The sequence below is a fragment of the Mesorhizobium sp. BR-1-1-10 genome, assembly GCF_020165595.1.
Lineage (GTDB): Bacteria > Pseudomonadota > Alphaproteobacteria > Rhizobiales > Rhizobiaceae > Mesorhizobium > Mesorhizobium australicum.
In genome coordinates, this window is record NZ_JAIUIL010000014.1 from 41,100 (window position 1) to 67,252 (window position 26,153).

Annotated in this window: 28 protein-coding genes; 12 read left to right on the forward strand and 16 right to left on the reverse strand. The window is 64.3% G+C overall.

What is annotated here, in order from left to right:
- Positions 1-11: 11 nt before the first annotated feature.
- A complete protein-coding gene (locus tag LB555_RS25575) occupies positions 12-1,190 on the reverse strand; it encodes an acetyl-CoA C-acetyltransferase (protein ID WP_015315306.1) in 1,179 nt (392 codons plus the stop codon).
- Here LB555_RS25575 and LB555_RS25580 point away from each other — a divergent pair.
- Both LB555_RS25580 and phaR read left to right on the forward strand, forming a co-directional pair.
- Complete coding sequence (locus LB555_RS25580) at positions 1,171-1,404, forward strand: hypothetical protein (protein WP_224644112.1); 234 nt, start codon at positions 1,171-1,173, stop codon at positions 1,402-1,404. The genes LB555_RS25575 and LB555_RS25580 overlap by 20 nt on opposite strands.
- Before the next feature lie 81 nt (positions 1,405-1,485).
- Positions 1,486-2,094, forward strand: a complete 609-nt coding sequence (gene phaR / locus LB555_RS25585; protein WP_015315307.1) for a polyhydroxyalkanoate synthesis repressor PhaR — start codon at positions 1,486-1,488, stop codon at positions 2,092-2,094.
- A 20-nt stretch (positions 2,095-2,114) separates the two neighbouring features.
- On the opposite strand, the gene LB555_RS25590 is transcribed toward phaR, so the two are convergent.
- Positions 2,115-3,257, reverse strand: a complete 1,143-nt coding sequence (locus tag LB555_RS25590; RefSeq protein WP_224684072.1) for a citrate synthase — start codon at positions 3,255-3,257, stop codon at positions 2,115-2,117.
- A 93-nt stretch (positions 3,258-3,350) separates the two neighbouring features.
- On the opposite strand from LB555_RS25590, the gene LB555_RS25595 reads away from it, so the two are divergent.
- The 6 genes from LB555_RS25595 (at position 3,351) to LB555_RS25620 (ending at position 11,283) form a co-directional block, all read left to right on the forward strand.
- Positions 3,351-4,439 carry a citrate synthase/methylcitrate synthase gene (locus tag LB555_RS25595; RefSeq protein WP_224684073.1) on the forward strand — a complete coding sequence of 363 codons (1,089 nt, stop codon included), beginning with the start codon at positions 3,351-3,353 and terminating at the stop codon, positions 4,437-4,439.
- 219 nt (positions 4,440-4,658) lie between these two features.
- Positions 4,659-5,789, forward strand: coding sequence for a patatin-like phospholipase family protein (locus LB555_RS25600; protein WP_224684074.1), 1,131 nt, complete (start codon positions 4,659-4,661; stop codon positions 5,787-5,789).
- A gap of 92 nt (positions 5,790-5,881) precedes the next feature.
- Positions 5,882-6,058: a hypothetical protein gene (locus tag LB555_RS25605; protein ID WP_224684075.1), complete on the forward strand. Its 177-nt coding sequence runs from the start codon at positions 5,882-5,884 to the stop codon at positions 6,056-6,058.
- 537 nt (positions 6,059-6,595) lie between these two features.
- Positions 6,596-7,771 (forward strand): efflux RND transporter periplasmic adaptor subunit, encoded by a 1,176-nt coding sequence (locus tag LB555_RS25610; RefSeq protein ID WP_224684076.1) that lies wholly within the window; start codon positions 6,596-6,598, stop codon positions 7,769-7,771.
- Between the two features lie 80 nt (positions 7,772-7,851).
- Entirely contained in the window at positions 7,852-11,028 is a 3,177-nt protein-coding gene (locus tag LB555_RS25615) for an efflux RND transporter permease subunit (protein WP_140822534.1), read from the forward strand.
- A 96-nt stretch (positions 11,029-11,124) separates the two neighbouring features.
- Complete coding sequence (locus LB555_RS25620; protein ID WP_015315312.1) at positions 11,125-11,283, forward strand: DUF3309 family protein; 159 nt, start codon at positions 11,125-11,127, stop codon at positions 11,281-11,283.
- Positions 11,284-11,346: 63 nt separating this feature from the next.
- Here the strand turns inward: LB555_RS25620 and LB555_RS25625 are convergent, their stop codons facing one another.
- Positions 11,347-12,306 (reverse strand): SDR family oxidoreductase, encoded by a 960-nt coding sequence (locus LB555_RS25625; RefSeq protein WP_224684077.1) that lies wholly within the window; start codon positions 12,304-12,306, stop codon positions 11,347-11,349.
- A gap of 89 nt (positions 12,307-12,395) precedes the next feature.
- Positions 12,396-12,602, reverse strand: a complete 207-nt coding sequence (locus LB555_RS25630) for a DUF680 domain-containing protein (RefSeq protein WP_224684078.1) — start codon at positions 12,600-12,602, stop codon at positions 12,396-12,398.
- 113 nt (positions 12,603-12,715) lie between these two features.
- On the opposite strand from LB555_RS25630, the gene LB555_RS25635 reads away from it, so the two are divergent.
- A complete protein-coding gene (locus LB555_RS25635; RefSeq protein WP_224684079.1) occupies positions 12,716-13,630 on the forward strand; it encodes a LysR family transcriptional regulator in 915 nt (304 codons plus the stop codon).
- Here the strand turns inward: LB555_RS25635 and LB555_RS25640 are convergent.
- From LB555_RS25640 to LB555_RS25650, 3 genes are all read right to left on the reverse strand, one after another.
- Complete coding sequence (locus LB555_RS25640; protein ID WP_015315316.1) at positions 13,588-14,769, reverse strand: MFS transporter; 1,182 nt, start codon at positions 14,767-14,769, stop codon at positions 13,588-13,590. The genes LB555_RS25635 and LB555_RS25640 overlap by 43 nt on opposite strands.
- A gap of 98 nt (positions 14,770-14,867) precedes the next feature.
- Entirely contained in the window at positions 14,868-15,176 is a 309-nt protein-coding gene (locus LB555_RS25645) for a DUF1244 domain-containing protein (RefSeq protein ID WP_224684081.1), read from the reverse strand.
- 11 nt (positions 15,177-15,187) lie between these two features.
- The gene (locus LB555_RS25650) at positions 15,188-15,985 is read right to left on the reverse strand and encodes an N-formylglutamate amidohydrolase (protein ID WP_140662695.1); all 798 of its coding nucleotides are present in this window, start codon (positions 15,983-15,985) and stop codon (positions 15,188-15,190) included.
- A 286-nt stretch (positions 15,986-16,271) separates the two neighbouring features.
- On the opposite strand from LB555_RS25650, the gene LB555_RS25655 reads away from it, so the two are divergent.
- Positions 16,272-16,718 (forward strand): DUF1036 domain-containing protein, encoded by a 447-nt coding sequence (locus LB555_RS25655; protein WP_174361986.1) that lies wholly within the window; start codon positions 16,272-16,274, stop codon positions 16,716-16,718.
- Positions 16,715-18,148: a pyruvate kinase gene (gene pyk / locus LB555_RS25660; protein ID WP_140616672.1), complete on the forward strand. Its 1,434-nt coding sequence runs from the start codon at positions 16,715-16,717 to the stop codon at positions 18,146-18,148. Before LB555_RS25655 ends, pyk begins: the two co-directional genes overlap by 4 nt.
- Here pyk and LB555_RS25665 read toward each other — a convergent pair.
- The 4 genes from LB555_RS25665 to ykgO form a co-directional block, all read right to left on the reverse strand.
- Positions 18,118-18,621 (reverse strand): hypothetical protein, encoded by a 504-nt coding sequence (locus LB555_RS25665; protein ID WP_224684082.1) that lies wholly within the window; start codon positions 18,619-18,621, stop codon positions 18,118-18,120. The two genes, pyk and LB555_RS25665, sit on opposite strands and share 31 nt — an antisense overlap.
- Before the next feature lie 52 nt (positions 18,622-18,673).
- Complete coding sequence (locus LB555_RS25670; RefSeq protein ID WP_224684083.1) at positions 18,674-19,741, reverse strand: alpha/beta fold hydrolase; 1,068 nt, start codon at positions 19,739-19,741, stop codon at positions 18,674-18,676.
- 92 nt (positions 19,742-19,833) lie between these two features.
- Positions 19,834-20,481 carry a tetratricopeptide repeat protein gene (locus tag LB555_RS25675; protein ID WP_140616674.1) on the reverse strand — a complete coding sequence of 216 codons (648 nt, stop codon included), beginning with the start codon at positions 20,479-20,481 and terminating at the stop codon, positions 19,834-19,836.
- A gap of 110 nt (positions 20,482-20,591) precedes the next feature.
- The gene (ykgO, locus tag LB555_RS25680; protein ID WP_006327841.1) at positions 20,592-20,717 is read right to left on the reverse strand and encodes a type B 50S ribosomal protein L36; all 126 of its coding nucleotides are present in this window, start codon (positions 20,715-20,717) and stop codon (positions 20,592-20,594) included.
- A 242-nt stretch (positions 20,718-20,959) separates the two neighbouring features.
- On the opposite strand from ykgO, the gene LB555_RS25685 reads away from it, so the two are divergent.
- Positions 20,960-21,379, forward strand: coding sequence for a lysozyme inhibitor LprI family protein (locus LB555_RS25685; RefSeq protein ID WP_015315324.1), 420 nt, complete (start codon positions 20,960-20,962; stop codon positions 21,377-21,379).
- A gap of 12 nt (positions 21,380-21,391) precedes the next feature.
- Here LB555_RS25685 and LB555_RS25690 read toward each other — a convergent pair whose 3' ends face one another.
- The 5 genes from LB555_RS25690 to LB555_RS25710 all read right to left on the reverse strand — a co-directional run bounded on the left by LB555_RS25690 (position 21,392) and on the right by LB555_RS25710 (position 26,132).
- The gene (locus LB555_RS25690; protein ID WP_015315325.1) at positions 21,392-22,468 is read right to left on the reverse strand and encodes a 5-(carboxyamino)imidazole ribonucleotide synthase; all 1,077 of its coding nucleotides are present in this window, start codon (positions 22,466-22,468) and stop codon (positions 21,392-21,394) included.
- Positions 22,465-22,962 (reverse strand): 5-(carboxyamino)imidazole ribonucleotide mutase, encoded by a 498-nt coding sequence (purE, locus tag LB555_RS25695; protein WP_023773946.1) that lies wholly within the window; start codon positions 22,960-22,962, stop codon positions 22,465-22,467. Before purE ends, LB555_RS25690 begins: the two co-directional genes overlap by 4 nt.
- A 99-nt stretch (positions 22,963-23,061) precedes the next feature.
- Positions 23,062-23,973 (reverse strand): anti-sigma factor family protein, encoded by a 912-nt coding sequence (locus LB555_RS25700; protein ID WP_224684084.1) that lies wholly within the window; start codon positions 23,971-23,973, stop codon positions 23,062-23,064.
- Entirely contained in the window at positions 23,970-24,509 is a 540-nt protein-coding gene (locus LB555_RS25705) for a sigma-70 family RNA polymerase sigma factor (RefSeq protein WP_041163301.1), read from the reverse strand. Before LB555_RS25705 ends, LB555_RS25700 begins: the two co-directional genes overlap by 4 nt.
- Before the next feature lie 417 nt (positions 24,510-24,926).
- Positions 24,927-26,132 (reverse strand): aminotransferase class V-fold PLP-dependent enzyme, encoded by a 1,206-nt coding sequence (locus LB555_RS25710; protein ID WP_140792679.1) that lies wholly within the window; start codon positions 26,130-26,132, stop codon positions 24,927-24,929.
- Positions 26,133-26,153: the final 21 nt, after the last annotated feature.

The window sequence follows — 26,153 nt, forward strand, 5'->3', positions numbered from 1 at the left end:
TCCAAAGTCTATCAGAAAGCCTCCACGCACATGGCGACGCCCATGCCGCCGCCGATGCATAGGGTGGCCAGTCCCTTCTTGGCGCCGCGCCGGCGCATTTCGAAGACCAGCGTGTTGAAGATGCGGGCGCCCGAGGCGCCGATCGGGTGGCCGATGGCGATGGCGCCGCCATTGACGTTGACGATCGAGGGGTCCCAGCCCATGTCCTTGTTGACGGCGCAGGCCTGTGCGGCGAACGCCTCGTTGGCCTCGACAAGGTCGAGATCCCCTGCCGACCAACCGGCCCGTTCCAAGGCCTTGCGTGAAGCGGGAATGGGTCCGGTGCCCATGATCGCCGGATCGACGCCGGCGGTCGCCCAGGAGGCGATGCGCGCCAGCGGGGTGATGCCACGCCTTGCGGCTTCCGCTTCGCTCATCAGCAGCGCGCCGGCGGCACCGTCATTGATGCCGGAGGCATTGGCGGCGGTCACCGTGCCATCCTTGTCGAAGGCCGGCTTCAGCTTGGTCATGGCATCGATCGTGGCGCCGTGGCGGATGTATTCGTCCTGATCGACAACCGTATCGCCCTTCTTGCCCTTGATGGTGAAGGCGACGATCTCGTCCTTGAACTTGCCCGCCTTCTGCGCGGCCTCGGCCTTGTTCTGCGAGGCCAGTGCGAACTGGTCCTGGTCGTCGCGGGTGATCTGGAACTGGCGGGCGACGTTCTCGGCGGTGTTGCCCATGTGGTAGCCATTGAAGGCGTCCCACAGCCCGTCCTTGATCATGGTGTCGATCATCTTGTAGTCGCCCATCTTGACGCCGGCGCGCAGGTGCTCGGCGTGCGGCGACAGCGACATCGATTCCTGGCCGCCGGCAATGATCACCTTGGCGTCGCCGGTGGCGATCTGCTGCATGCCGAGCGCGATGGCGCGCAGGCCCGAACCGCAAACCTGGTTGAGGCCCCAGGCGGTGGTCTCCTTGGGCAGTCCGGCAAGGATCGAGGCCTGGCGGGCCGGGTTCTGGCCTTGCGCCGCGGTCAGCACCTGGCCGAGGATGACCTCGTCGATCTCGGCCGGTTCGACCCCGGCACGCGCCAAAAGTTCCTGCACGACGACGGCGCCGAGCTCATGCGCGGGCGTGGCGGCGAAGGCGCCGTTGAAGGAGCCTACAGCCGTGCGCGCGGCGCTGGCAATGACGATGGAAGCGGACATTTTCTTCTCCAGACTTCAAGGGTGTTGTTGTGCCGTTGAGGACTTTTTTGCCCTTTCCCACCCCCAAGTCAAACCGGAAATCGGCATGGCGCCGATGCGCCGCAAGCGGGCCGCGCATCGCGGTGTCGGCGGTCCGGTCGCTGCCGCGCAGCATATTTTGCCTGCTATGCAGCATTATATGATCCCGCAGTGCACAAACTGCTTGGAATTGTAGGGCTTTTGCGCATATCCTCAAAAAGGGCGCAATCGTTACCGGCTGCTTACTCAGGCGTGCCGGTGTCCGGGGAGGATGCAGATGGCCGCAAAAGACGACCCTATCATTATCAAGAAATACGCCAATCGCCGCCTCTATAATACGGGGACGAGTACGTATGTGACGCTCGAGGATCTGGCCGAGATGGTCAAGAAGGGCGAGGAGTTCACCGTCCAGGACGCCAAGACCGGCGACGACATCACGCATCCGGTGCTGACCCAGATCATCTTCGAGCTGGAGAACAAGGACGGGCAGAACATGCTGCCGATCCCGTTCCTGCGCCAGCTGATCGCCTTCTACGGCGACCAGATGCAAATGATCGTGCCGAGTTTCCTCGAGCAATCGATGATCGCCTTTTCCAAGGAACAAGAGCGGTTCCGCGAGCAGATGAAGGGCGCCATCGGCAAGTCGCCACTGGACGTGATGAAGATGGCGACGCCGATCAAGGCGCTGGAAGAACAGACGCGCCGAAACATGGAAATGTTCCAGAACGCGATGCGGCTGTTCACGCCTTTTCCGCCCGCCGGCTCGGCACCGGCAGCGGCCCCCGCCGAGCCGGCCAGGAAGGAAGCGCCGGAGAAGTCCGACGATCTGCAGCAGTTGAAGGACCAGATCGCGGCCATGCAGCGCAAGCTCGACACGATGTCATGAGCGCATAGCGCTCACGCGATTTACGGCAGCAATCCCTCATAGCGGCCGCGCGGCCGGATGATGCTGCCGCTCACGATCTGTTCGACCAGATGTGCCGCCCAGCCGACGCTGCGTCCAAGCGCGAAGAGGTGGAACGGTGCATCGAGCGGCAAGCCAAGGCTGCGCGCCAGCACGGCCAGGGCAAAATCGATATTCGGTTGGGCGCCGGTCGCCGCCATGGCGGCGGTTTCCAGCGACCGCAATGTTTCATCGGTGTTGTCGAAGGTCGCCAGAAGCGCCGTGGCCCGGGGATCGCCCTCGGGATAGAGCTGGTGGCCGAATCCCGGCAGTGGCCGGTCGTGGCCAAGCCAGCGCCGGATCGCGGCATCGGCACCATATCGTCCCGCGTCTTCGGCGAGTTGCATTACCGCTTCGCCGGCGCCGCCGTGGCGGGGACCTGACAGTGTCGCCAGGCCGGCCAGCAGACAAGCGGCGGGCGAGGCTCCGGTCGAGGCGGCGACGCGGGCCGCGAAGGTCGACGCATTGAGTTCGTGATCGGCAAGCAGCACAAGCGCACGCCGAATCGCATCCGCGCCTTCATCGTCCACCGACCAGCCCCGCGCCAATCGCTGGTGTACTGGTTCCGACCCCGCCTCGGCGCCGAGGGCGCTGGCCAACACGCCGATCGCGTGTGCGGCATCAGTGCACAGCGAGGCACCATTTCGTCCAAGCGAGGGCCGCGCCTGGCCGGCAAGCAAAGCGAGTTGCACGAACGCCTGGGCGCGGCCGGTCGGGCGCGGCGCATCTGGTGGCGATGCTTCGAAATGGACCGGGCCGGACAGAGCCCAGAGCAGTCCAGCGGTTTCTTCCAGCGTGGCATGGTCGGACAGCGCAACGGCATCCCGGCCCCGATAGATGAGGTTGCCGTGCCAGACGGTCGAAATCGCGGTGACGAGCGACGGCTCCCCCCAGGCGATCGCGCTTTCGGCGATGGCCGAGGGGCTGCGCCCGCGCGCCCTTCGCGTAGCCAGCGCCGCGATATCGTCGGCGCGGTACTGGCTGCGGCGCGGATCGGCCCGATCCGGGCGCATGCCGATGCGGCCGCGGCTGACATAGGCATAGAGCGTCTGCGGCCTCACCCGGAGCCTTTCCAGTGCCTCTTCCCGCGACAACCATTCGGACATATCGAGCTCAGATATTGATTCTATTGATCAAGATTGATGCTTATGGCGCCCATCCTTATCTCCCACCGGGAAAAGCTACAAGGAGACAAGGCCATGGCGAATGGGCTCGATGATGTGGTGGCGGCCGAAACCGTGCTGTCCGACGTGGATGGCCTGGGCGGCCGCCTGACGATCCGAGGCCATTCGCTTGGGGACTTGGCTGGACGATGGAGTTACGCCCGGGTCGTCCGCCTGCTGCTGGACGGCTTCTTCGACGATCTGCCTGGTGACGCCGAACTGGCGGCAAGGTTGGGCGGGGCACGCACCGAGGTCTTCGACCGGCTCGCGCCTTCGCTGCCCCTGCTGGCGCCGCTCGAAGTCTACAGCGCCATGCGCGCTGGTATGGCCTTGCTGCCGGATGGCGAAACGCTGGCGGACGCCTTGCGGCTGATCGCTGCGCCCGCGGTGCTGACGCCGGCCCTGCTGCGCCTGCGGCGCGGCGAGCAGCCGATCGCACCCGACGGCAAGGCGGATCATGCCACCGACATGTTGCGGATGCTCAGGGGATCGGTCCCGTCGCCGGCATTGGCAAACGCGCTCGACACCTATCTGGTGACCGTTTGCGATCATGGCCTCAATGCCTCGACCTTCGCCACCCGCGTCGTCGCTTCGACCCTGGCGGGCCTGACATCGTCGGTGCTGGCCGGGCTTGGCGCGCTCAAGGGGCCGCTGCATGGCGGCGCGCCCGGCCCGGTCATCGAGATGCTCGACGCCATCGCCGCGCATGGCGATGCGGCCACCTGGCTGCGCGACGAGATCGCGCATGGCGAACGCATCATGGGCTTCGGTCACCGCATCTACCGCGTGCGCGATCCGCGTGCCGATGTCCTGAAAGCGGTGGTGCGCAAGCTTGGCGGTGAGGGCGACACCGGCAGGCGGCTGGCTTTCGCCGAGACGGTCGAGCAAACCGCGCTCGACGTGCTCCGGGTCGCCAAGCCGCAGCGTTCGCTGCAGACCAATGTCGAATTCTACACCGCACTGGTGCTGGAAGCGGCAGGGTTTCCGCCCGAGGCGTTCAGCAATGTCTTCGCAGCCGGACGCGTCGCCGGGTGGGTCGCGCACGCGCGCGAGCAGCAGACCACCGGACGGCTGATCCGTCCGCAGTCACGCTATATCGGGCCTGTGCCGGACCTCGTCGCCTAGCTCCCATTTGCCTGGCTTCATGTCTGTTTCGAAAGCCGCGGTCTCTCCGCATGCAGCGATTGGCTTTCGCATGACCGAAATTTCATGTGATCACGCGAGCGTGTTCGTGTTCTTGCCTTGGCCCATCCTTATATATTGCACTGCAACATAAGCTGGCGATAGCTGCTTCCTTCGAATGACGTGGGGGGCGGGCTGGCGTATCAGGATGACAGGAACGCCATGACGAAGAGCGGCAAGGCGGAGGAAAAGAAGAAGATCAACATCGCTCTCCAGGGTGGCGGCTCGCATGGCGCCTTTTCCTGGGGCGTGCTCGACCGGCTGCTGGAGGATGGCAGGCTGGAGATATCGGCGGTGTCCGGTACCAGTGCCGGCGCGATGAACGCGGTGGCGCTGGCTGACGGTTTTGTCAGAGGCGGGGTCGAGGGCGCGCGCAAGAAGCTGGACGATTTCTGGCGCGCGGTGGCGGCGAAGGGACGGTTCAGCCCGGTGCAACGCATGCCGTGGGATGTCGCCTGGGGCAATTGGTCGATCGAGAACACGCCGGGCTATGTCTTCTTCGACACCATGTCGCGGGTATTCTCGCCCTATGTCGCCAACCCGCTCGGCCTCAATCCGCTGCGCGACGTCGTCGCGCAGGAGATCGATTTCGGGAATGTCCATGCCTGCAAGCCGATGGAACTGTTCATCTCCGCCACCAATGTCGAGACAGGGCAGTTGCGAGTGTTTTCCGATGGCGAGATCGATCTCGACACAGTGATGGCCTCGGCCTGCCTGCCGCAATTGTTCCGTGCTGTCGAGATCAAGGGCGTGCCCTATTGGGATGGTGGCTATGGCGGCAATCCGGCGCTCTATCCATTCTTCAAGACGGCGGCGACCGAGGACGTGCTTCTGGTGCAGATCAACCCGGTGGTGCGCGAGGGAACACCGAGAAGCGCCAACGAGATCCAGAACCGCATCGACGAGATCACCTTCAATGCCGGGCTGCTGCGCGAATTCCGCTCGATCGCCTTCGTCAAGGAACTGATCGCCGCCGGGCGTCTGCCGCATGGCGAATACCGGGACATCCGCATGCACCGCATCGATGCCGACGAGGCGTTCAAGGATCTGTCGGCATCCTCGAAGGTCAATGCCGAATGGGCCTTCCTGACCTATCTGCGCGACCTCGGTCGCACCGCCGCCAGCGACTGGCTTGAAGAGAATTACGCTGCCGTCGGCAAGCATGCCACGCTCGATCTCTCGGGCGAACTCGACGACGGTTTCAAGCCGGTCCGCGGTCCAGCACCGGGCCGTCGCGTGAAGGAGTTTCTCGCCGTTCGCAAGAATCCGGAGGCAGAGCGCCGTCGGGCCTGAGCCCGCCGGCGGCATGGCGGGGTCTCCGCAACAGCGCGTAGTCCAGCGCTGCTGGCGTGACAGCAACCTTGGCGTGCGGAAGAGCCGTCATCATGCTGACGCCTGTTGCCACCAACGGTCAGATGACGCCGGGCGGAAGACGTCCGAAGGGATCGGGCGCAATGCTCGACCCGAATTGCGAATGGGACGAAACACACTCGGTGTTCCCGCACCTGTCTCGTGCCGAGCCCTATGTCGCGCGTATCGCGACGCGATGGTCCAAGGCGTAAGAATGCGGGCGCGTTGAGTTTTTCAGCATCAGGTTCGACCTCGGGGCCTTGGCGGCGACAAACCTGACCTGAAAGGTTGCCGTGCCTTTTTTTCGAACAATTCCAGCCCTTTAGTCGAGTGTTATGGTGTCTCGACCATTGCCTCTCGCCGATCACACTGACGCGGATCGTCGGTTTGTGCCTGCACTTCGATCGGCGACGCAATGCGGATCGCGGCTATATTTCGGAGACGGCCGGACGGGCCTGTGGCGAGCCGCGCTGGTCTCCGGTGGACGATGTTTCAGAGCCGGATCGTGAGCCGGCGGCCGGCTTCACCAAGTAGCCTGGCAAGTGACGAAGTACCGTTTCATGGCGGCCACACCTTGTTCGGCTACGCAATGCTGCTGCAACTTTGGGGCTATATTGCGATGCAACTTTGATGTAGAAGCGCGCTCGCCGATCACGGCAATTTGAACACGGTCGAGCGCGCACCCATATCGGCGACGCGCACGCGTCATCAGACGCGGTGCTGGCCGAACCCGCAGTGGAAAAATGACGATGCCTAAAATCAGGTTTCACAAGCTTGCAGCCATTGTTGTGCTCATCGGTTTCGCGGCGTGGATGGCGACAGGCGAGTTCTCGTCGGTCGGCAGCGTGGCGGCGAACAAGGCCAAGGCAGCCGAAGCCGAGCAGGGCAAGACGCCGGACGCGAGCAAGCCGAAGACGGCGGAAGCCGAACCGAAGGCCCCGCTGCGTACCGTCGCTGTGGTGACGCCGCCGCGAAAGACCTATGCGCGCGCCATCCGCATTTCCGGGCTGACCGAAGCCGACAAGCGCGCGGTGCTGGCAACCCGCGTCGCCGGCGTCATCGACAAGCTGCCGGTCAAGCAGGGCGACCACGTCAAGACCGGCGACCTGGTGCTGATGCTCGCCGCCGAGGAAAAGATCTCGATGGTCGACAACGCCAAGCAGCTTGTGGCGCAGCGCAAGGCCGAACTCGACGCCGCCGAGCGTCTGGCCAAGACAGGCAATTTGCCGAAGCTGCAGCTCGACACCGCCCGCTCCAACCTGACCCAGGCGCAATCGCAGCTGGACACCGCACAGGCCGAGCTCGACCGCAACGAAGTGAAGGCGCCGTTCGACGGCGTCATCGACCGGGTGCCGGTGGAACTCGGCAGCTCCGTCATGCAGGGCGGCGAGGTGGCGACGATCCTCAAGCTCGATCCGGTGATCGCGCGCGGCGAAATCAGCGAGCGCGACCTCGGCTATCTCAAGATCGGCGACAAGGCCAGCGTTCGGCTGGTCAGCGGCCAGACCGTCGAAGGCACCGTGCGCTATATCAGCCGCGACGCCTCGTCGGCGACCCGCACCTTCCGTGTCGAGATTGCCATCCCCAATGCCGATGGCTCGGTGCCGGCCGGCATGACGGCCGAAATCAAGCTCAGCGCGCTGCCGACCGACGCGGTGCTTTTGCCGCGCTCGGTGGTGACGCTCGGCGACAAGGGCGACCTCGGCATCCGCGCCGTCGGAAAGGACAACAAGGTGGCGTTCTTCCCGATCGATCTGGTCGACGATACGCCGACCGGTCTCGTGCTTGGGGGCATCCCGGCCGATGCGCGCATCATCGTTGCCGGCCAGGAACTGGTGAAGGAAGGCGACGAGGTCCATCCGGTCGAGGCCGACCAGGCGACCATCAAAAAACTGATCGGCGAAGCCACCGCCGGGACGCAGTAGCGCATGGGCGCCGGCGCCGGGCCTTGTCCGGCGACAGCATGTCCGTTCGCCACTCCCGAAAGCAACAGCAGGCATAAGTCATGGATATCGTCAGACTCGCAATCAACAATGCCCGCCTGACCATCTCGGTCCTGGTCTTCCTGCTGATTGCAGGCTGGGTCGCCTATCAATCGACACCGAAGGAAGCGGAACCCGACGTTCCGATTCCGATGATGTATGTCAGCCTAATCTATCAAGGCATTTCGCCGGAGGATTCCGAGCGTCTTCTGCTGCGGCCGATGGAAAGCAAGTTGAAAAGCCTGAAGGGCCTCAAGGAGATGCGCTCGGCCGCCTTCCAGGGCGGCGGCTACGTTCTGGTCGAGTTCCAGCCGCAGACGAACCTGGCGACGGCACTGCAGGACACACGCTCCAAGGTGCAGGACGGCAAGGCCGACCTGCCGCAGGCGGCCGAGGAGCCTGTCGTCACGGAGGTCAACATTTCCGAATTCCCGGTGCTCGTCGTCACGCTGTCCGGCGAATTGCCCGAACGCGTGCTGGCTGCCGCGGCGCGCGAACTGCGTGATCGCATCGAGGAAGTGCCCGGCGTGCTCGAAGGCTCGTTGCAGGGCTCGCGCGACGATCTGGTCGAGGTCGTCATCGATCCGATGAAGCTGTCGTCCTATGGCCTGCAGCTCGACCAGCTAATCGGCGCGGTCGGTGCTTCCAACAGCCTGGTCGCCGCCGGCAACATCGAGGGCTCGGAAGGCAAATATGCCGTCAAGGTGCCGTCGCTGATCGAGACACCCGAGGATGTGGCGGCACTTCCCGTGGTCGCCGGGCCCAATGCCGTGGTGCAGGCCAAGGACATCGCGACGATACGCTCGACCTTCGCCGACGCGACGACAATCACGCGCCTCAACGGCAAGCCGGCCATCGCCATCGAAGTCAAAAAGCGCATCGGCGCCAATCTGATCGATACGCTGACCAAGGTCAGGGAGGTGTCGGATGCCTTCGTCAAGACCATGCCCGAGGGCATGCACGTCACCTACACGCAGGACAAGTCGGTCTTCGTCAACCAGCTGCTGGGGGACTTGCAGAACCATGTGATGATCGCCGTCATCCTGGTGTTCATCGTCATCCTCTACGCGCTGTCCGGCCGTGCCTCGCTGCTGATTGGCCTGGCCATTCCGTCGTCCTTCCTAATCGGTATCCTGCTGCTTGCCATGATGGGCTACACGATCAACATGATCGTGCTGTTCAGCCTCATCCTGGCGGTCGGCATGCTGGTCGACGACGCCATCATCGTCACCGAGTTCGCCGAACGAAGGATGAGCGAAGGCATGCCGAAGCAGGAAGCCTTCGCGCTTGCCGCCAAGCGCATGGCCGGCCCGGTCATCGCCGCGACGATGACGCGTATCGCCGCCTTCTCGCCGCTGTTGTTCTGGCCCGGCATCATCGGCGATTTCATGAAGTACATGCCGATCACGCTGATCGTCACGCTGTCGGCCTCGATGCTCTATGCGCTGGTCTTCGCGCCGACGCTGGGCGCTATATTCGCCAAGGCGCCGCAGCATCACGAGGATGGCAATCGCGACGGCTGGTACATGGCTGTCGTCAAGCAGGCGGTGCGCTTTCCCATCACCGTGATGGTGCTCACCGTCGTCTTGCTGACCGGTATTTTCGTTGGCTATTCAAAGTACGGTGCCGGCGTCGAGTTTTTCCCGAGCGTCGAACCTGACTACGGCCTGCTTTACGTGCATGCCCGTGGCAACCTTTCGCTGGCCGAAATGGATACGGCGACCAAGATCGCCGAGAGCCGGTTGCTCGGGTGGCCTGGCGTGAAGTCGGTCTACACCCGCGTCGGCAAGACGCAGGGCGGCGGCCAGGACGTGCCCGAGGACGTCGTCGGCGTCATCCAGTACGAATTCATCGACTGGCGCGAACGCAAGTCCGCCAACCAGATCCTAAGCGATCTGCGCGGCGTGATGGCCGGCATTCCCGGGGTCGACGTGGAGGTGCGCGTGCCGGAAGCCGGTCCGCCGACCGGCAAACCGATCCAGATCAGGCTATCGGCCGTCGATCCAGCCGGCCTCGACGACAAGGCGCGCGCCGTCGCGGCGCGTATCGCCAAGGTGCCGGGCGTCATCGATATTTCCGATGGCCTGCCGCCGCCCGGCGTCGACTGGGCTCTCGAGGTCGACCGCGCCAAGGCCGCGCAATACGGCATCAGCCCGACTTCGGTCGGCACCGTGGTGCAGCTGGTGACGAACGGACTGAAGCTCTCCGAATACCGGCCTGCTGGTGCCGATGACGCCGTCGACATCCGCCTGCGTCTTCCGGAAGACCGGCGCACGCTGTCGACGCTGGACGAGCTCAGGGTGCAGACCTCGCAAGGGTCGGTGCCGATCTCAAACTTCGTCGTGCGCAAACCCGAGCCGACGGTCGGCATCCTCAACCGCATCGACGGTGCCCGAACCGTGGTGGTGCAGGCCAATGTTGCCGCCGGCCAACAGGTCGCGGCAGTCCAGCAGCAGGTCACTCAGGCCGTCACCGATATGAATCTGGGCAGCGGAATACGCTGGAAGCTCGCCGGATCGAACGAGGACAGCGCGGAAGCCAGCGCCTTCCTCAGCAAGGCCTTCGGCGCGGCGATCTTCCTGATCTTCTTGGTGCTGCTGGCGCAGTTCAACAAGTTCACCAGCGTATGGCTGGTGCTGTCCTGCGTGGTCATGGCGACAATCGGCGTGTTCCTTGGACTGCTGATCACGGGCGAGACGTTCGGCATCGTCATGTCGGGCATTGGCGTCATCGCGCTGGCCGGCGTGGTGGTGAACAACAACATCGTGTTGATCGACACCTACGACCGGTTGCGTGAGGAGGGCTGGGACAAGATGGACGCGGTGCTGCAGACCTGCCGCGAGCGTGCGCGACCGGTTGTGCTGACGGCGGTGTCGGCGATTCTCGGCGTGCTGCCGATCGCCTTCGGCCTTGGGCTCGAAATCTTCCATCACGAGACGACGATCAATGCGCCGTCGACGCAATGGTGGATTTCGCTGTCCTCGGCGATCGTCTTCGGCCTGTCCTTCGCCACCATTCTGACGCTGGTCGTGACGCCGTCGATGCTGATGGTGTTCACCCGCGCCAAGATCAAACCCGGCGCGCGACGCGGCTTAATCAGCCGTCTCTTCCGGCGCGGCAAGGGCGAGATCTCGTCCCAAGGGCCTCTGGCAGATGTCGGCGCCGAGCCGGCAGTCAGCTTCCCGAAGGCGGCGGAATAGAGCGTTTCGCAGGCCAAGCAACAAAGGCCGTCCGGGAACAACCGGGCGGCCTTTTGCATTGTTCCCTCGAATGCAACCAGACGGCGAGGGCTCAAAATGACGATCAGCACACTTCTCGTTATCATCCTGATCCTGATCCTGATCGGCGCTGTGCCGGCATGGCCGCATTCGCGCTCCTGGGGCTACGGACCATCGGGCATTGTCGGCGTCATCCTGGTCGTGGTGCTGATCCTGCTTGTGCTGGGCAGGATCTGACCGGCAACGATCCGCCGCCGGACCTTACCGAGCGCAGCCGTTCTCACCTGCCAGCAAGCTCGATCAGGCGGCCTGGCGACGGGTGGGCGCGACGGCGATGCCGATATCCTGCAAGGCTTCGTTCACCGCCTGATCGAGCGGCGTATGCGGGATTTCGCCGATGATGCCTGCCAGCCGCGTCGAGGCCAGCCGGTGCGGCTCGAAGCGCAGGTATGACATCGAGACGATCTCTCGCCACATCGCCACGAACGGGCTGCCGGCGCGCAGCACCCACCAAGGCATGGAAGTCATCTTGAGTTGATGGCCGATGGCGTTCTCGGCGGCCACCTTGATCTCGAGATCGGTGGCGGCATGGCCTGGAAAGTTCAGCGCCTCATAGAAGCCGAGCTTGTCGAGATTGCGGGCCAGCGCGACGAAACCGACGGCGAAATCCGGCAAATAGGCCCATTCATGCACGAGGTCGGCCGGACCGGGCGCGGTGTAGATGCCCTTGTTGATCTTGGCGGCGACGATCAGGTCAAACCAGGAGCCGCTGCCGGTGCCGCCGAAGAAATCGCCGGCCCGCAGAACAATGGTGCGCACCCGTCCGGCCTCGGCCTCACGGCGGAACAGATCCTCCATGGCACAGCGGATGCGGCCCTTCTCGGTCGTCGGATGGAACGGCGTGTCTTCCGTGATCACCGCCGGCATGGGCGAGCCGTAATTGTAGACGGTGCCGGGGAAGAGATGCTGCGCATCGTTGGCATGGCAGGCGGCCATGACATTTTCGGCCATTGGCAGGCATTTGCCCCAGTCGGTGTAGATCGGGTTGAGGCCGTTGAAGATGATGTCGACACCCTCGGTGGCCTGGATCAGCGATTGACGGTCCAGCGCATCGCCGGCAACCGCCGTGGCGCCCTCAAGCTCGGCCGGCACCATGCCGGTACGGGTGACGGCGCGGACGTCGAAGCCGGCGTCGATGAAGGCCTTGGCAACCACGCGACCGAGCCGGCCATTGGCGCCGAGAATTGCGATCTTGGTCATTCTTCGTCTCCTTATTCGTTTTCAAGTGCGGGGTTTGCCTAGAAGCGACGGGACGAGCCCGCCGCTTCTGGATTTTCGAGGACCACCGTTCAGCGGCTGCCGAAGAGGTCGCGGTTGCTGCCCTGGACGACAGGCTTCTGATTGGTCGCCTCGGATTTGCTGATCGACGAGGTGGTCACATTGTCGGTGGTGGCGACGGTCTGGCTGGCATTGTCCGAGCCAAACTTGTCGCTGCCGGCAAAAGCCGTGTTGGCGGCGATGAGGAGGGCGGCGGTTGCGAGTGTGATCTTGGTCATTGGATTACTCCTGGTTGGTTGTGCAGTCCGTATCGGTGTTTGCAGGGTGAATATGATTGCTTCATCGATGAATTAAAATTGACCAAGATTGCAGTTTTGTTATTCATTACCGAATGGATGAGATTGACTGGAACCTGATCAAGAGCTTTGTCACCGTGGCGGAAACCGGCAGCCTGTCGGCCGCGGCGCGAAAGCTGTCGGCGAGCCAGCCGACGCTTGGCCGTCACATCGGGGAGTTGGAACAGGCGCTCGGCGTCACACTTTTCCGGCGCGGTCGAAGCGGCTATGCGCTGACCGAAGTGGGAGCCACGCTGTTCGAGCGCGGCAAGACGGTGAGCGAGCAGGCAAGCGCCTTTTCACGGCTCGCGCTGGGTTCGGTCGAGGCGATCGAAGGCACGGTGCGCATCGCGGCCAGTGAGGTGGTAGCGGCCTATGTGCTGCCCGACATGATGGCGCGGCTCGGCGTCGACGAGCCCGGCATCGAGGTCGAGATCGTTGCCTCGAACCAGGTCGAGAACCTGCTGCGCCGGGATGCCGACATCGCCATCCGCATGGTCAAGCCGGCGCAGAACGAACTGGTGGCGCGCAAGGTCTGCGATATCGGACTCTGCGCCTGTGCAGCCATATCCTACCTCGATAGGCGCGGGCGCCCGCTGGGACCGGCCGACCTCGTCAATCACGCCCTGATCGGCTTCGATCGCAGCGACGAGATGATCCGGGCCTTTTCCCAGCATGGCATCCCGGTCACCCGAAACAGCTTTCGTTTCAGGGCCGACAATCAGATCGTGCTCTGGGAAGCGGTGCGGGCGGGAAACGGCGTTGGTCTTGGCCAGGAGCCGCTGGCAGACCGCGATCCGCTGGTGGAGAAGGTGTTGCCCGGCCTGCCCTTGCCTGCCCTGCCGGTATGGCTGGCCATGCATCGCGACGTGCGCACCAGCGTGCGCATCCGCCGCGTGGCTGATTTTCTCCACGAGGAATTGAAACGTTATTCGGCGGGCGCGGCATCCGGAGCGAATTCGGCGCGGTGAGCCAAACCGGCCATCAGCAAGACGACGATCAGCAGAGCCGACATGGCGATGAAGATCGGGCCGAAACTGGAATGCTCGGCGACGAAGCCGATCGCCGACGGCGCCACCAGAATGCCGGAATAGCCCATGGTGGTGACGACGCTCATGCCGGTGCCCGAGGACATGCCCTCCTGGTTGCCGCCGGCGGAAAAGATGATCGGCACCATGTTGGCGATGCCGAAGCCGCAAAGCGCAAAGGCTGATATGGCGAGCCAAGGCGAAGGCGACAGGCCGGCGATCAGCATGCCGGCGGCCGCGACGATGGCCGAACCGCGCAGTGTCATCACTGCGCCGAAGCGGTTGCGGACGCCATCGCCGAAAAAGCGCATGATCGCCATGACGCCGGAGAAGGCGGCATAGGCAAGACCGGCGACGGCGAGGTCGGCGCCGAGTTCCTGCCGCAGATACAGCGCCGCCCAATCGAGCACCGCGCCCTCTGAAATCATCGTCAACAGGGCCATCAGGCCGATGAGGTAGACCAATGGGTTTGCCGGCAGAGCGAATTTATGATGCTCGACCGCCTGCGGTTTGTTTTCGGCCACGATGTGGGGCACCGCCGCCGCGATTGCCGCGAAGGCAAGCACGGTCACCACCGCGGCATGGGCGAGGTGGCCATAGGTCTGGATGGCGAAGCCGCCGAGGGCGCCGCCGGCGAAACCGCCGAGGCTCCAGAAGCCGTGCGACGAGGACATGATGGCGCGCCCCAGCCGCCGTTCCACTACCACCGCATTCGCATTCATGGCGACATCCATGCCGCCGATGGAGCCGCCGAATATGAACATGGCGATGGCCGCCAGCGGCACGTCGGGTGCCAGCGCCACGACCAGCAGGCCGAGGCTGCCGCACAGGCCGAACCAGCGCAGCACGGTGCGCGAGCCGTGTTTGGAGATCAGGTGGCCGCACCATGTCATGGCGGTGACCGCGCCGGCGCCGAACAAAAGGATCAGCAGGCCGAGCGTGAATTTCGAGATGTCCAGCCGGGTCAGGAAGACAGGAATCTGCGGCGCCCAGCTGCCGGTCAGGAAACCATTGGCGAGGAAAATGGCCGCCACGGCCCATCGCCCGCGAATGGCAGTCTGCATGGCGTTCGAAGCGTTCATGGCACGAATCCGGTCAGAAAATGGCTTTGCGCGGCAAATTAGATCGATTCAATTTTCAGTCAAGCGCTGTTGTGGGAAAGCATTTGGGCCAAACGGGCTCAGTGATCCTTCGGGCGCCGCGCTTCGAATTCCGCCTTCTTGGCGTCTGAAGCCTCTGTCTGGTTGAGCGCCTGCCACTGCGCATAGGGCATGCCGTAGACGATCTCGCGCGATTGGTCCTTGCCGAGATCTACGCCTTCGGCATTGGCTGCTTCGCGGTACCAGTTCGACAGGCAGTTGCGGCAGAAGCCGGCGAGGTTCATCAGATCGATGTTCTGCACGTCGCCCCGTTCACGCAAGTGCTCGACCAGTCGCCGAAAGGCGGCGGCCTCGAAGTCGCGCTTCTGTTCGTTGCTGAGTTCGGTCATCGAAACCTCCGTCATAGCGGCCCGGTGCGCGAGCCGAACATCTTTACCGCATGTATATCGGGACGGCGGTCGATCGCGTCAACGATCGGTGCGAGCCGCCCGGCCCAGGCGACAATGCCCTTCTGGTCCGCTATCAGATCCTGGCGGATTTCGATCAGCGCGTGGGCATAGCCATTGACGATGGCGTGCCTGAACATGGTGTCGCCGCGCAACGCGCCATCATACGGTTCGTTGTCGCCAACCACGAGTTGTTTGTCCTCAGCCAGCATATCGATCAGCGGTCGCGCCACCCGGTCGTCCTTGTCCCACAGGATACCGACATGCCACGGACGTTGCTTGCCCTGCATGGCAGGGGTGAAGGAATGCACCGAGAAGATGAAAGGCGCTTGCCCTGAAGCCTGCGCGACTGACGCAATCATGGCGCCGACCGCGTCGTGATAAGGGCGGTAGAAGCGATCGAGCCGCCTTTCGCGTTCCTCCTGCGCCAGGGGATAATTTCCCGGAATGATGGTGCCGTCGTAAAGCTGGCGAATGAGTGTTGGATCGTCCTCGCCTCGGTTGGGGTCGATCAGCAGCCGCGAGAAATTGGCGAGCACCGCCGGCGCATCGAGCAGGGCCGCCAGCTCGCGCGTCACCGCTTCGACGCCAATGTCATAGGCGATATGGCGGTCGAATTCGGCCGCCGGCAGCCCCAGGCTGCCATATTCTTCCGGCAGGTCGCGGCGGGCGTGATCGGCCAGAAGCACGATGCCTCGCTTGCGGTCGCCCTCGACGATGTCGAAGGGCGCGAAAACTGTGGATCGGGTCATTGGCGGAAAATGGTCGTTCGCTGGCCTTCGGGGAGGATGCTATCGTCATTCCACGAAGACGACGTGTACGCAATGCCGTTGTTTAGCCAAGGTTTCCCGGGAAATCTGGCACGGGGCGACGGTCGTGCGCCGGGAGCCTTCCTAAATCGATTGGAATTGGTCAAAACGGCGCGTTGACATGCGCCCGGACTTTTCCGAAAAGGGGCGCAGAGAGATGCTGATGTGGTTCTTGAGGGGTTTTAGGATGGGTTCCGACGGCGGGCAGCGCGCGCGCTTTGCCTTAGCCATGCCGCTCCTGACGCTCGCCGTGGGACTGTCAGCGATGGTCACAGCTTCACCGGCGCGCGCCGACTTCCGCGTCTGCAACGCCACGCAGAACCTGGTCGGCGTCGGAATCGGCTATCGGGCCAAGGCCGGCTGGATCACCGAGGGCTGGTGGCACATCGAGGGATCGAGTTGCAAGACGTTGATCGAAGGGCCGCTGTCATCAAGGTTTTACTATCTTTATGCAGAAGACGCCGAGCGCGGTGGACGCTGGGACGGCCCGATCAACATGTGCGTGGCTGAAAAAGAGTTCAAGATTGCCGGCGTAAGCGACTGCGTCGCCAGGGGCTTCCAGCGCGCCGGATTCCAGGAATATGACACGGGCGAGCAGGCAAGCTGGATGGTCCAGCTCACCGACGAGCCCGCAACGGGAGGCGCTCCAGCCGCCCCGGGAACGAATAGTCAATGAGACGTAGCCGCAAGGTCAAGATCCTAGCCACAATCGGTCCGGCATCTTCCTCCGAGGAGATGCTGAAAAAGCTGTTCGAAGCCGGCGCCGATGTGTTCCGCATCAATATGAGCCATACCGATCATGAGCTGATGCGCACGCTGGTCGCCCGCATCCGCGCGGTCGAGGAAAGAGTTGGCAGGCCGATCGGCATCCTGGCCGACCTGCAAGGCCCGAAGCTGCGCGTCGGCAAGTTCGCCAATGGCAAGGAAGTCTTGACCCTGGGCCAGACATTCACCCTCGACGACAATCCCGAGCCCGGCACCTCGACAAGGGTCTACCTGCCGCATCCTGAAATCCTGAGCTCGGTCGAGGCTGGCCATCGCCTCCTGATCGACGACGGCAAGCTCGAACTGAAGGCGGTAAAGAGCGACGGCAAGTCGATAGTCTGCACCGTTATTGCCGGCACCACCATTTCCGACAAGAAGGGCGTCAGCCTGCCAGATACCGACCTGCCGGTCGGCGCGCTGACCGAGAAGGACCGCAAGGACCTCGACGCGGTGCTCGCCACGGGCGTCGACTGGGTCGCGCTATCCTTCGTGCAGCGGCCGGAAGATCTGGCCGAGGCGCGCAAGATCGCCCGTGGCCGCGCGCTGATCATGGCCAAGATCGAAAAGCCACAGGCCGTGGCCCGGCTGGCCGAGATCATCGAACTGTCCGACGCGCTGATGGTCGCCCGCGGCGATCTCGGCGTCGAAATGCCGTTGGAAGCGGTGCCCGGCATCCAGAAGCAGATCACGCGCGCCGCGCGCCGCGCCGGCAAGCCGGTGGTGGTCGCGACGCAGATGCTGGAATCGATGATCACCGCCCCTGTGCCGACCCGCGCCGAAGTGTCCGACGTTTCGATCGCCGTCTTCGAAGGCGCTGATGCCATCATGCTGTCGGCGGAATCGGCGGCGGGCGCCTATCCGGTCGAGGCGGTGGCGATGATGAACCGCATCGCCGCCAAGGTCGAAACCGATCCGACCTATGCCGGCATCATCAACGCGCAACGCTCCGAGCCGGAAGCGACCGGCGCCGATGCCATTTCGCTGGCCGCCCGCGAGATCGCCGAAACGCTGAAACTGTCGGCGATCATCACCTACACGGCATCGGGCACCACCGGCCTGCGCGCCGCGCGCGAGCGTCCGCAGGTGCCGATCATCGCGCTGTCGCCGATCCTCAACACGGCGCGACGGCTGTCGCTTTTGTGGGGCACGCATTGCGTCGTCTCGCCCGATGCCACCGATCTCGACGACATGGTCAACCGCGCCTGCCGCATCGCGCTGGAAGAAGACTTCGGCAAGCCGGGCGACCGGGTCATCATCACCGCAGGCGTGCCGCTGCGGACTCCGGGATCGACCAACATGCTGCGCATCGCCTATGTCGGATCGGAAACAGCCGGCCGGTAGTCGGCCGCCAGCGTCGTTGCAGTCCCCAGCGCTCTTGCCGCGGCTTCCGCGTGGTTTCTTCGCTGGAGGAACCGTCGCGCGCGAGGAATGGGGTCATGCAGATATTGATTTGGGCCGAGCATCTTTCGCCGGTTGAGTTCGGTCTTATCGAGCAGATCGAAATCCACTTTCGCAATCGTGCAACGCCATCCGGCGTTGCGCGAAGCCCAGCTTCTTTCATGGTGTTCGAGCAACCGCTCTCGGGCGCAATAGCCATGATAGTCGAAAGCGATCAGGCCGTTCGTCACATAGATATGGTTTCCTGAAAAACCTTCGTCAGGAATGATCCGTTCGCCGTAAAATCCCTCCAAAGGCGGATGCTTGAGGAAGGTGCCGGCGAGAATGGCGCATGCGCCGTGACCGAAAAAGATGCGATCCGGCAGCGCCGATCGCTTTTCCGGATTTCTCTTTATGCCGTGTTTCAGGAGGTACATGCCGCTCTGATCCCAATGGCGGGCTGCGATGGCCGTTTTCGGTTGGCACGCATCAGGTCGGCGCGAGCTCCGCCTCAGGTTCTTTGATGTCGGCGCATTTGCCCGTGCCATATGTGTCGCCGGCAATCCGTGCCTCCACCGTCCTGGCGATTGCTTCCAGATCGATAGCCTTGCCGCCGACTTTCTCGATGGCGCCGACGACGAGGTCGGATGCGATCCAGTCTGGCTTATGACCGAGATTATGCACCCAGACGAGCTCGGCACCCGGGATGTCGCGCACCAGGCCGACGGAGTGGATCCGGGCATAGACGACCTTGTCGCGGTCGCCGGAGATGACCACGGTCGGGGCCGTGATCTCTTTGTAGTGCGGTGCGGCGGCGAGCGCATAGCGATAGAGGCCGGCAACGTCGGTGGCGTTGGCGCGAAAGGCCGACGGCCGCAGCACCAGCGGGATCGAGGTTGCGGCGAGATAATTGTCGGGCACCTTGTTGGGTGAGAAGACGCAGGTCGTTGCGTCCGCCATCCACAGCGTCCCGGCAGGATAGGTCAGCGTCTCGGAAAACAGCCGGCCGATCACCGGAATGGTGGTCAGGTCGTAGTACCAGGACGTCGCGCCGCCCGGCCAGGGATGGGTCGCCGGCGCCAGGAAGACCAGCCCGAGCGTCTTGTCCGCATGCTCGCGGCCGAAAGCCGCCGTCACCACGCCGCCGAAGGAATGGCCGACGATGATTGCCTTCTTGATGCCGAGACGGTCCATCAGGGCGGCGATGGTTGCGGCTTGCGCCGATGGGTCCTCATTGTTGCCTGGACCGCGGCCGGACCAGCCAAAACCAGGCCGGTCGAAGAACAGCATTTCGGCGCGGCTTTCAAGCAGCGGCCTGAGTGGCAGCATCTGGTCTTTCAAATTGGCGCTGGCGCCATGGATGAAGACGATCGGCGGCAGATCCGCACTGGCTGGGGCGGGGAGGTGGACGTAGTGGATGCGGGCACCGTCGATGTCGGCGAACGCCCCGACCGAAGGACCGCGGCGCTCGATCAGCCACGAGCCGGCGCGGGTGACGCCGACCAGGGCAAGGACAAGCGCCATCAGGAAGGCGAGCGCGGCATAGATCAGGTTCATGCAGGGATATACGGGATGGAGGGGGATAAGTTGTGGGGTAGGGCAGTAGGGCTGGCTCCAGCGCCAGCGCCTAATGGCTATTTCCTGATCTATCAAATGCCTTCGCCGGCAAGCTCTTCCGACAGGGTCGCGACCTGGTTCTGGGCGCTGCGCATCATCGGGTAGATGGCCAGCACCTTCTGCCAGGCCTCGAGCGCCGATTGCTTGTGGCCGGTCTCGGCCATGATCTGGGCCAGGCCCGACAGCGCGCCAAAATGGCGTGGCTCGAGCTGCAGCGTGCGGTCGATGTCGGCCATCGACTTGCCGTAGTTCTTCATCATGAAATGCACGGTGGCGCGACGGTTCCAGCCTTCGGCGTAGCTAGGCTGCAAGGTCACCACCTGGTCCAGGAAATCGAGCGCGACGTCGAATTTCTGATCATTCATCGCTTTTTGCGACCACTGCATCATCAGGTCGATCGAGGCGCTGCCGGACTGGAACCATTCGTTCCAGATGCTGCCGGCGATGCGCTCGGCGGCCTTTTCGTTGCGCTCGCGCTTCAGGTCGGAGAACAACTTGTCGAGCCGGGCCTGTTTCGTCATCGGCGTGGCCGGAGTGTCCGGAGCCGCTGGCTGGGCATCGGCGGGCGCCGGCTGACCATCCGCGGCCGCCACCGCGATCGGCCGATCACCGGCTTGGGCCGGCAGGGGGATGACGCCGGAAACCAGCAAAGTCGTCAAGAATACAAAAAGAATCCGCATCGCCCGAGTTTAATCCCGGGCGGCGGAACATCAAAGTGATTTTAGCGTGGGAAGGTCGGCTGGCCGACAAGCATCAGTGGGCGGAGACGAAAAAGCCTCCGGCCGAAAACTCAACCCTGGCGCGCCTTGTAGCGCGGGGCGGTCTTGTTGATGATGTAAACGCGGCCCTTGCGGCGAACCAGCTGGTTGTCGCGGTGACGCGCCTTCAACGCCTTGAGCGAATTCTTGATCTTCATGGTCTTGCCTGTCGGTCTGGACCCGGTTCGGGGTCGAATTTTTAAGGCGCGCCAGAAGACGCGCCTTTTGAACGGTGGGTGGCTCATAAACGAGGAGACTTGCCCATGTCAACCGTAAGTCAACCGCAAGCGCGCTCCGCGTCCCGATATCATCAAATATCCGCCATGTCGGCCCCGTGGCATTGCGCGGCCATGAGCCGGCTGGGATGATGTCGTCCATCGCAAGCGATTTGGGAACGACCATGCGCCGAATATTCCTCTCCTCCTGCCTCGTCATCCTGGCGGCGAGCTCGGCTGCCCGAGGGCAAGAATGCGACCGCTCCGACGACAGCCAGCAGATGATGAATATCTGTGCCGGCGAGGACTATCAGGCGGCCGACGCCAGGCTCAATGCGGCCTACCAGGCGCTGATTGGCTCCGATGATGCCGATGGCAAGAGATTGCTTCAGGTGGCACAACGCGCCTGGATCAGCTTCCGGGATGCCGAATGCGCGCATAACACCGCCGCCAGCCAGGGCGGGTCCATCCATGCGATGGAGGTCTCGCAATGCCTGACCAGGCTGACCAATGATCGCATCAAGCAGCTCGCCGCCTCCGCCAATTGCGAGGAAGGCGATGCAAGTTGCGCCAGCCCCGACGCGGACAGCGACGAGGTGCAATAGGCGTGTCTGGTATCAGCCGCGGCGGCTGATGCGGGTGAAATGACCCATCTTGCGACCGGGCCGGGCCTCGGCCTTGCCGTAGAGGTGCAGCATCAGGTCGGGCTCGGCGAGCAAGGCGGGAACGCGCAGCACGTCGTCGCCGATCAGGTTCTCCATCACGCAATCGGAATGACGGTTCGAGCTTCCCAATGGCAGGCCGGCAATGGCGCGGATATGCTGCTCGAACTGCGAAACGATGCAGGCGGCTTCGGTCCAATGGCCGGAATTGTGGACGCGGGGCGCGATCTCGTTGGCCAGCAGGGAGCCGTCGGCCGGTACGAAGAACTCGACACCGATGACGCCGACATAGTCGAGCGCCGACAGGATTTTCGTCGCCGCGTCTTTCGCGTCCCGCGCGGTCGCCGGCGCAACGCCGGCCGGCAAGGTCGATGTGTGCAGAATACCGTCGCGGTGCACATTCCAGGCTGGATCGTAGGCGGCGACAGTGCCGTCCAGCCCTCGCGCGGCGATGACGGAAATCTCGCGCTCGAACTGCACGAAGCTTTCCAGGATCAGCGGCACATTGCCCATCCCCTCGCAGGTGCCGGCGAAACCGCCGGCTTCCATGTTGCGGAAGACGCGCTGGCCCTTGCCGTCGTAACCCATTCGCCGCGTCTTCAGGATGCCGCTGCCGCCGAAGGCCTTCAGCGCCGCCGCCAGCTCGTCGTCGGTGTCGACTTGATGGAACGCGGCGGTGGCGATGCCGATGCCGTTGAGGAATGTCTTTTCGCTCACCCGGTCCTGCGCCACGTCAAGCGCCCGCGGCGGCGGATAGACCGGCACTTTGGCGGCAAGCGCGGTTGCGGCGGCGACCGGCACGTTCTCGAACTCGTAGGTGACGACGGCGCTTGCAGCCGCCAGTTCGGCAAGTGCTGCCGGATCGTCATAGGCGGCCGTAATCTGCCGGTTGGCGACCTGTGCCGCCGGGCAATCCGGTTGAGGCTCCAGCACGATGGTGCGATAGCCGAGCCGGGCGGCGGCCATTGCCAGCATGCGGCCAAGCTGGCCGCCGCCAATGATGCCGATGGTCGATCCGGCGGGCAGGCTCACGGCGTATCCGTCGGTTCGGCCGCGACCTTGGCGGTCTGCGAGGCGCGCCAGGCATCGAGGCGCTGGGCAAGCTTGTCGTCGTTGAGCGCCAGCACGGCGGCGGCCAGCAGGGCGGCGTTGGCCGCACCAGCCTTGCCGATGGCCAGCGTTCCCACAGGAATGCCGGCCGGCATCTGGACGATCGAGAGCAGCGAATCCTGGCCCGACAGCGCCTTCGATTCCACCGGCACGCCGAACACCGGCAGTGGTGTCATCGCCGCCGTCATGCCGGGCAGATGCGCGGCACCGCCGGCGCCGGCGATGATGACCTTGTAGCCGGCGGCCTTGGCGCCTTTGGCGAATTCGTAAAGCCGGTCGGGCGTGCGGTGCGCCGAGATGATCAGCCGTTTGTGGGGCACACCAAGCGCCTCCAGCGTCTCCGCTGCCTGGCGCATCGTCGCCCAATCGGATTGGCTGCCCATGATGATGGCGACGTCGGCGCGTTGATCGTCCAAGCTTCTGCTCCCCGGCGACAAAGGCGCGCCTTAGCGGAATTCGCGCGGGGCCGCAAGGATTTCAGGCCATCGGCGAGATGCCGACGGCCATATTCCGGCTCATGCCGCCGCCTTGCGGAAGCGAGCGACGAAGTCGTCGAGCTCGGGGCGCTCCATGTCGGAGATCGCCCAATAGGAGAAGGCGCCGTCGCTCCAGTGCACCATCGAAAAGCCGCCGGAGGAAAGATCGTCCGGCTGGGTGGTCTTGCCGCCCTGCTGCGGTTCGGCGACCAGGGTGATCAGGTGCTCGCGGTGGCGGTAGACCAGTGCCGGTACCGGCCGGCCCGATATCACCTCGACCCGGCCGCCGATAAGAGCGAAACCCTCCTGGGCAAGATCCGGCGCCGGCGGCGAGACGCCGATGCGGGCGTCCAGCCACGGTTTGACCGTATGGCGGTCGGAGGAGACGATGTCGATCGGGCTCGCGGCGAGCAGGCTGCGGCGATGGCCGCTGGCGACGGCCGCGGCCAAGCCGTCTTCGGCGCCGTTGAACATTACCCATTGCGTTGCGCCGCTGGCCAGCACCGCGCTGATCATGATCGATGCCGCCATGGCGCGCCAGTCGAACGAGCCGAAGCGGCTTGCCCTCGGCGATCTCCGCGCCAGCGAAGGACGCGTCCCGGCTTCACGCCGCTGGCCGACGCCAGCGCCGGCAATCAAGCCCGGCAGCGCCGACGGCGTGCCGCGCTGCGGCTCTGCTGCCTCGGCTGTCGCCGGCTGCTCGGTGCTGACCATGCCGATCGCCGCGATGCGGGCCCGAAAGGCGTCGCTCACGTCGGGGCGCGGCAAGCGGCTGACCGCGCCTCGCAAGGCAAGGATGCGGGCATGTTCGGCGGCAAGCCGGGGATCGGCGGCGATGCGACGCTCCACCGCAAGGGCCGCCGCCGCATCAAGCTCGCCATCAACAAGGGCGTGGATCATCAGTCTGACACCTTCGGGATCATTGGGCAGTCCATCGTCATGGCCGGTCATGGCGCTCTCCCCAGTTCGGACGCCAGCAGGCCGCGGGCGCGGGCCAGCCTGGACATCACCGTACCCATCGGCACGTCGAGCATGGCCGCTATCTCGCGATAGCTGAGGCCGTTGATGTCGCGCAGCACCAGCGTTTCGCGAAACGGCTGCGGCAGGGCAGCGATCGCAGCCTCCAGTGCCGCCGTGTCGGCCCTGGCGATCAGGCTCGCTTCCGGACCATCCTCGTCCGGCAGGCTGGTGCCATGGGCGGCCGCCATGTCGTCGAGATCGCCGAGGTCGCCGACGGCCATCATGCCGCGCGGCCGGTTGCGCGCCATCCAGGTGTAGGAGGTGTTGCGCACGATGGTGAGCAGCCAGGCACGCGCATTGCCGCCGGCGTAGCCTGATATGCCGGCATGCGCCTTGATGCAGGCGTCCTGAACGACATCCTCGGCGTCGGCGGCATTGCCGGTCAGCCAGCGGGCAAGCGCCAGCGCGTCGCCGAGATGCGGCAGCACTACGTCGTTGAAACGCTCTGCCAGGGCCCTGTCGCTCAAAGCAGCACCATGATCCTCTCCGGAGCGGACAGGCCGTGCCGCCTCAAGATGCGACAGCGATTTTGCCTGGCTTGCAGGAGCAAAGCCCCCGGAAACGGGCAAAGTCGTCTGCCTTGCTGAAAGTGAATTCATCTGCGTCACCAGTGTCAAGCGCTATGAAAGGAGGGGCGCTATGAAAAGGAGGGGCGCCATGGAGAAGGGATTGATGACGATCATGCTCGGCAGCGCATGACGGCGGCTGACGCCGCAGCCGTGTTCGCTGTGCTCGCGATGATGGGGCATGCCAGTCTCCTCAACGCCAGCCGTGGCGTATGTCGAGGAGACTTGTTGAAGAGAGGATTTATTCCCGCGTGGGCAAATTCCGGCTGTTCACAGTCGCGTGATCAGCCGATGCCTTCGGCATGGTCGGTTTAGCGATCAATCCGGCCAGCGCAAGACGCCTGACGAATCCTTGCGGGCGACCTTCATCGCGTCGGCCGGGCGCTCCTTCGCGGTCAGCACGGCGCGCAGACGTTCGGCGACAATCTCCGCCTCGCCGGGGTGAAGGTTGCAGGGGTCGAGGAAAAAATGGCCGCGCTCGACCTCGTGATTGCGCACGATGATCGGCGGCGAGCCGGCGGCAAGGGCCGAGGCAAGACCGGCGGCGGTGAAGCGGCTCTCTGGGGAGACGAATATCTGCAGCCGGTCGAGTGGATTGGCGGTGGGGTCGGGAATGATGATGGCGACGATGCCGGGCAGTCCCTGCAGCGCGTCCTTCCACAGGTTCAGCGCTGCTTCCTCGCGCCGGCGGATTCCGGCATGGTCGCGCTTCTCCCAGGCTTCGAGCGCCGCCATGGTGCCGGCGATGCTTTCCTTGCCGACCTTCATGGCGCGCGCGACGCCGCGGTTCTGCAGATAGGCGGCCCGCACCAGATCCTTGCGGCCGGTGACGATGCCGCTGGTCGGCCCGCTCAGGAATTTATGGCCGCTGTAGATGACGACATCGGCGCCGCGCGCCAGAAAACCGCGCAGATCATACTCGGACGCGGCGTCGACGATCACCGGCACGCCCTTGGCGTGGCAGATATCGCAGAATTCCTCCAGCGACAGCATGCCGTATTGCACCGTGTGGTGGGCCACGACGTAGAGGGCCGCCGCCGTGCGCTCGTTGATCGCCTCGCTTACATGATAGTCCTGGGTCACGCTGACCGTGCCGGCGGGCACCACCCTGGCGCCGGCGACGCGGACCGACTGGTCGATCGGGGCGCCGTAATTGACGATGTGGCCGAGCTGGATGACGACCTCCGACTTGAGGTCGCCAGTGTCGTCGGGCAGGCGCTCGATGGCGAGCAGGCTGGTTCCGGTCATCGCACCGGCGATCGCCATGGTGATGCCGCTAGCGCAGCAAGCGGTGATGAAGCCGGCCTCGCCGCCGGTGAGGCGCGCGACGACCGTGCTCGCGGCGCGCTGCAGATCGTCCATTTCCACCCATTGCGAGGCCATTTCAGCCATGGCGGAGATCGCTTCCGGGACGATGATCGAGGCGCCGAGCGCGGTCATGGTGCCGGAGACGTTGATGATCGGCCGCAAGCCCAGCCGTTCGCGGATGGTGGTGTTGGAGCCGGTGCCGGAAGAGGTTTTCATGTGAGCTAATCCCGTGGGTGG

Excerpts from the sequence above, each read along its gene's own strand:
- LB555_RS25575 (WP_015315306.1), bottom strand. The coding sequence starts at position 1,190 with ATGTCCGCTTCCATCGTCATTGCCAGCGCCGCGCGCACGGCTGTAGGC.
- LB555_RS25630 (WP_224684078.1), bottom strand. The coding sequence starts at position 12,602 with ATGACCAAGATCACACTCGCAACCGCCGCCCTCCTCATCGCCGCCAAC.
- LB555_RS25625 (WP_224684077.1), bottom strand. The coding sequence starts at position 12,306 with ATGACCAAGATCGCAATTCTCGGCGCCAATGGCCGGCTCGGTCGCGTG.
- LB555_RS25700 (WP_224684084.1), bottom strand. The coding sequence starts at position 23,973 with ATGACCGGCCATGACGATGGACTGCCCAATGATCCCGAAGGTGTCAGA.
- LB555_RS25635 (WP_224684079.1), top strand. The coding sequence starts at position 12,716 with ATGGATGAGATTGACTGGAACCTGATCAAGAGCTTTGTCACCGTGGCG.
- LB555_RS25670 (WP_224684083.1), bottom strand. The coding sequence starts at position 19,741 with ATGAACCTGATCTATGCCGCGCTCGCCTTCCTGATGGCGCTTGTCCTT.
- phaR (WP_015315307.1), top strand. The coding sequence starts at position 1,486 with ATGGCCGCAAAAGACGACCCTATCATTATCAAGAAATACGCCAATCGC.
- LB555_RS25645 (WP_224684081.1), bottom strand. The coding sequence starts at position 15,176 with ATGACCGAACTCAGCAACGAACAGAAGCGCGACTTCGAGGCCGCCGCC.
- LB555_RS25610 (WP_224684076.1), top strand. The coding sequence starts at position 6,596 with ATGCCTAAAATCAGGTTTCACAAGCTTGCAGCCATTGTTGTGCTCATC.
- LB555_RS25685 (WP_015315324.1), top strand. The coding sequence starts at position 20,960 with ATGCGCCGAATATTCCTCTCCTCCTGCCTCGTCATCCTGGCGGCGAGC.
- LB555_RS25595 (WP_224684073.1), top strand. The coding sequence starts at position 3,351 with ATGGCGAATGGGCTCGATGATGTGGTGGCGGCCGAAACCGTGCTGTCC.
- LB555_RS25605 (WP_224684075.1), top strand. The coding sequence starts at position 5,882 with ATGCTGACGCCTGTTGCCACCAACGGTCAGATGACGCCGGGCGGAAGA.
- LB555_RS25655 (WP_174361986.1), top strand. The coding sequence starts at position 16,272 with ATGCCGCTCCTGACGCTCGCCGTGGGACTGTCAGCGATGGTCACAGCT.
- ykgO (WP_006327841.1), bottom strand. The coding sequence starts at position 20,717 with ATGAAGATCAAGAATTCGCTCAAGGCGTTGAAGGCGCGTCACCGCGAC.
- LB555_RS25675 (WP_140616674.1), bottom strand. The coding sequence starts at position 20,481 with ATGCGGATTCTTTTTGTATTCTTGACGACTTTGCTGGTTTCCGGCGTC.
- LB555_RS25600 (WP_224684074.1), top strand. The coding sequence starts at position 4,659 with ATGACGAAGAGCGGCAAGGCGGAGGAAAAGAAGAAGATCAACATCGCT.
- LB555_RS25710 (WP_140792679.1), bottom strand. The coding sequence starts at position 26,132 with ATGAAAACCTCTTCCGGCACCGGCTCCAACACCACCATCCGCGAACGG.
- LB555_RS25580 (WP_224644112.1), top strand. The coding sequence starts at position 1,171 with ATGACGATGGAAGCGGACATTTTCTTCTCCAGACTTCAAGGGTGTTGT.
- LB555_RS25650 (WP_140662695.1), bottom strand. The coding sequence starts at position 15,985 with ATGACCCGATCCACAGTTTTCGCGCCCTTCGACATCGTCGAGGGCGAC.
- LB555_RS25640 (WP_015315316.1), bottom strand. The coding sequence starts at position 14,769 with ATGAACGCTTCGAACGCCATGCAGACTGCCATTCGCGGGCGATGGGCC.
- LB555_RS25590 (WP_224684072.1), bottom strand. The coding sequence starts at position 3,257 with ATGTCCGAATGGTTGTCGCGGGAAGAGGCACTGGAAAGGCTCCGGGTG.
- LB555_RS25615 (WP_140822534.1), top strand. The coding sequence starts at position 7,852 with ATGGATATCGTCAGACTCGCAATCAACAATGCCCGCCTGACCATCTCG.
- pyk (WP_140616672.1), top strand. The coding sequence starts at position 16,715 with ATGAGACGTAGCCGCAAGGTCAAGATCCTAGCCACAATCGGTCCGGCA.
- LB555_RS25665 (WP_224684082.1), bottom strand. The coding sequence starts at position 18,621 with ATGTACCTCCTGAAACACGGCATAAAGAGAAATCCGGAAAAGCGATCG.
- LB555_RS25620 (WP_015315312.1), top strand. The coding sequence starts at position 11,125 with ATGACGATCAGCACACTTCTCGTTATCATCCTGATCCTGATCCTGATC.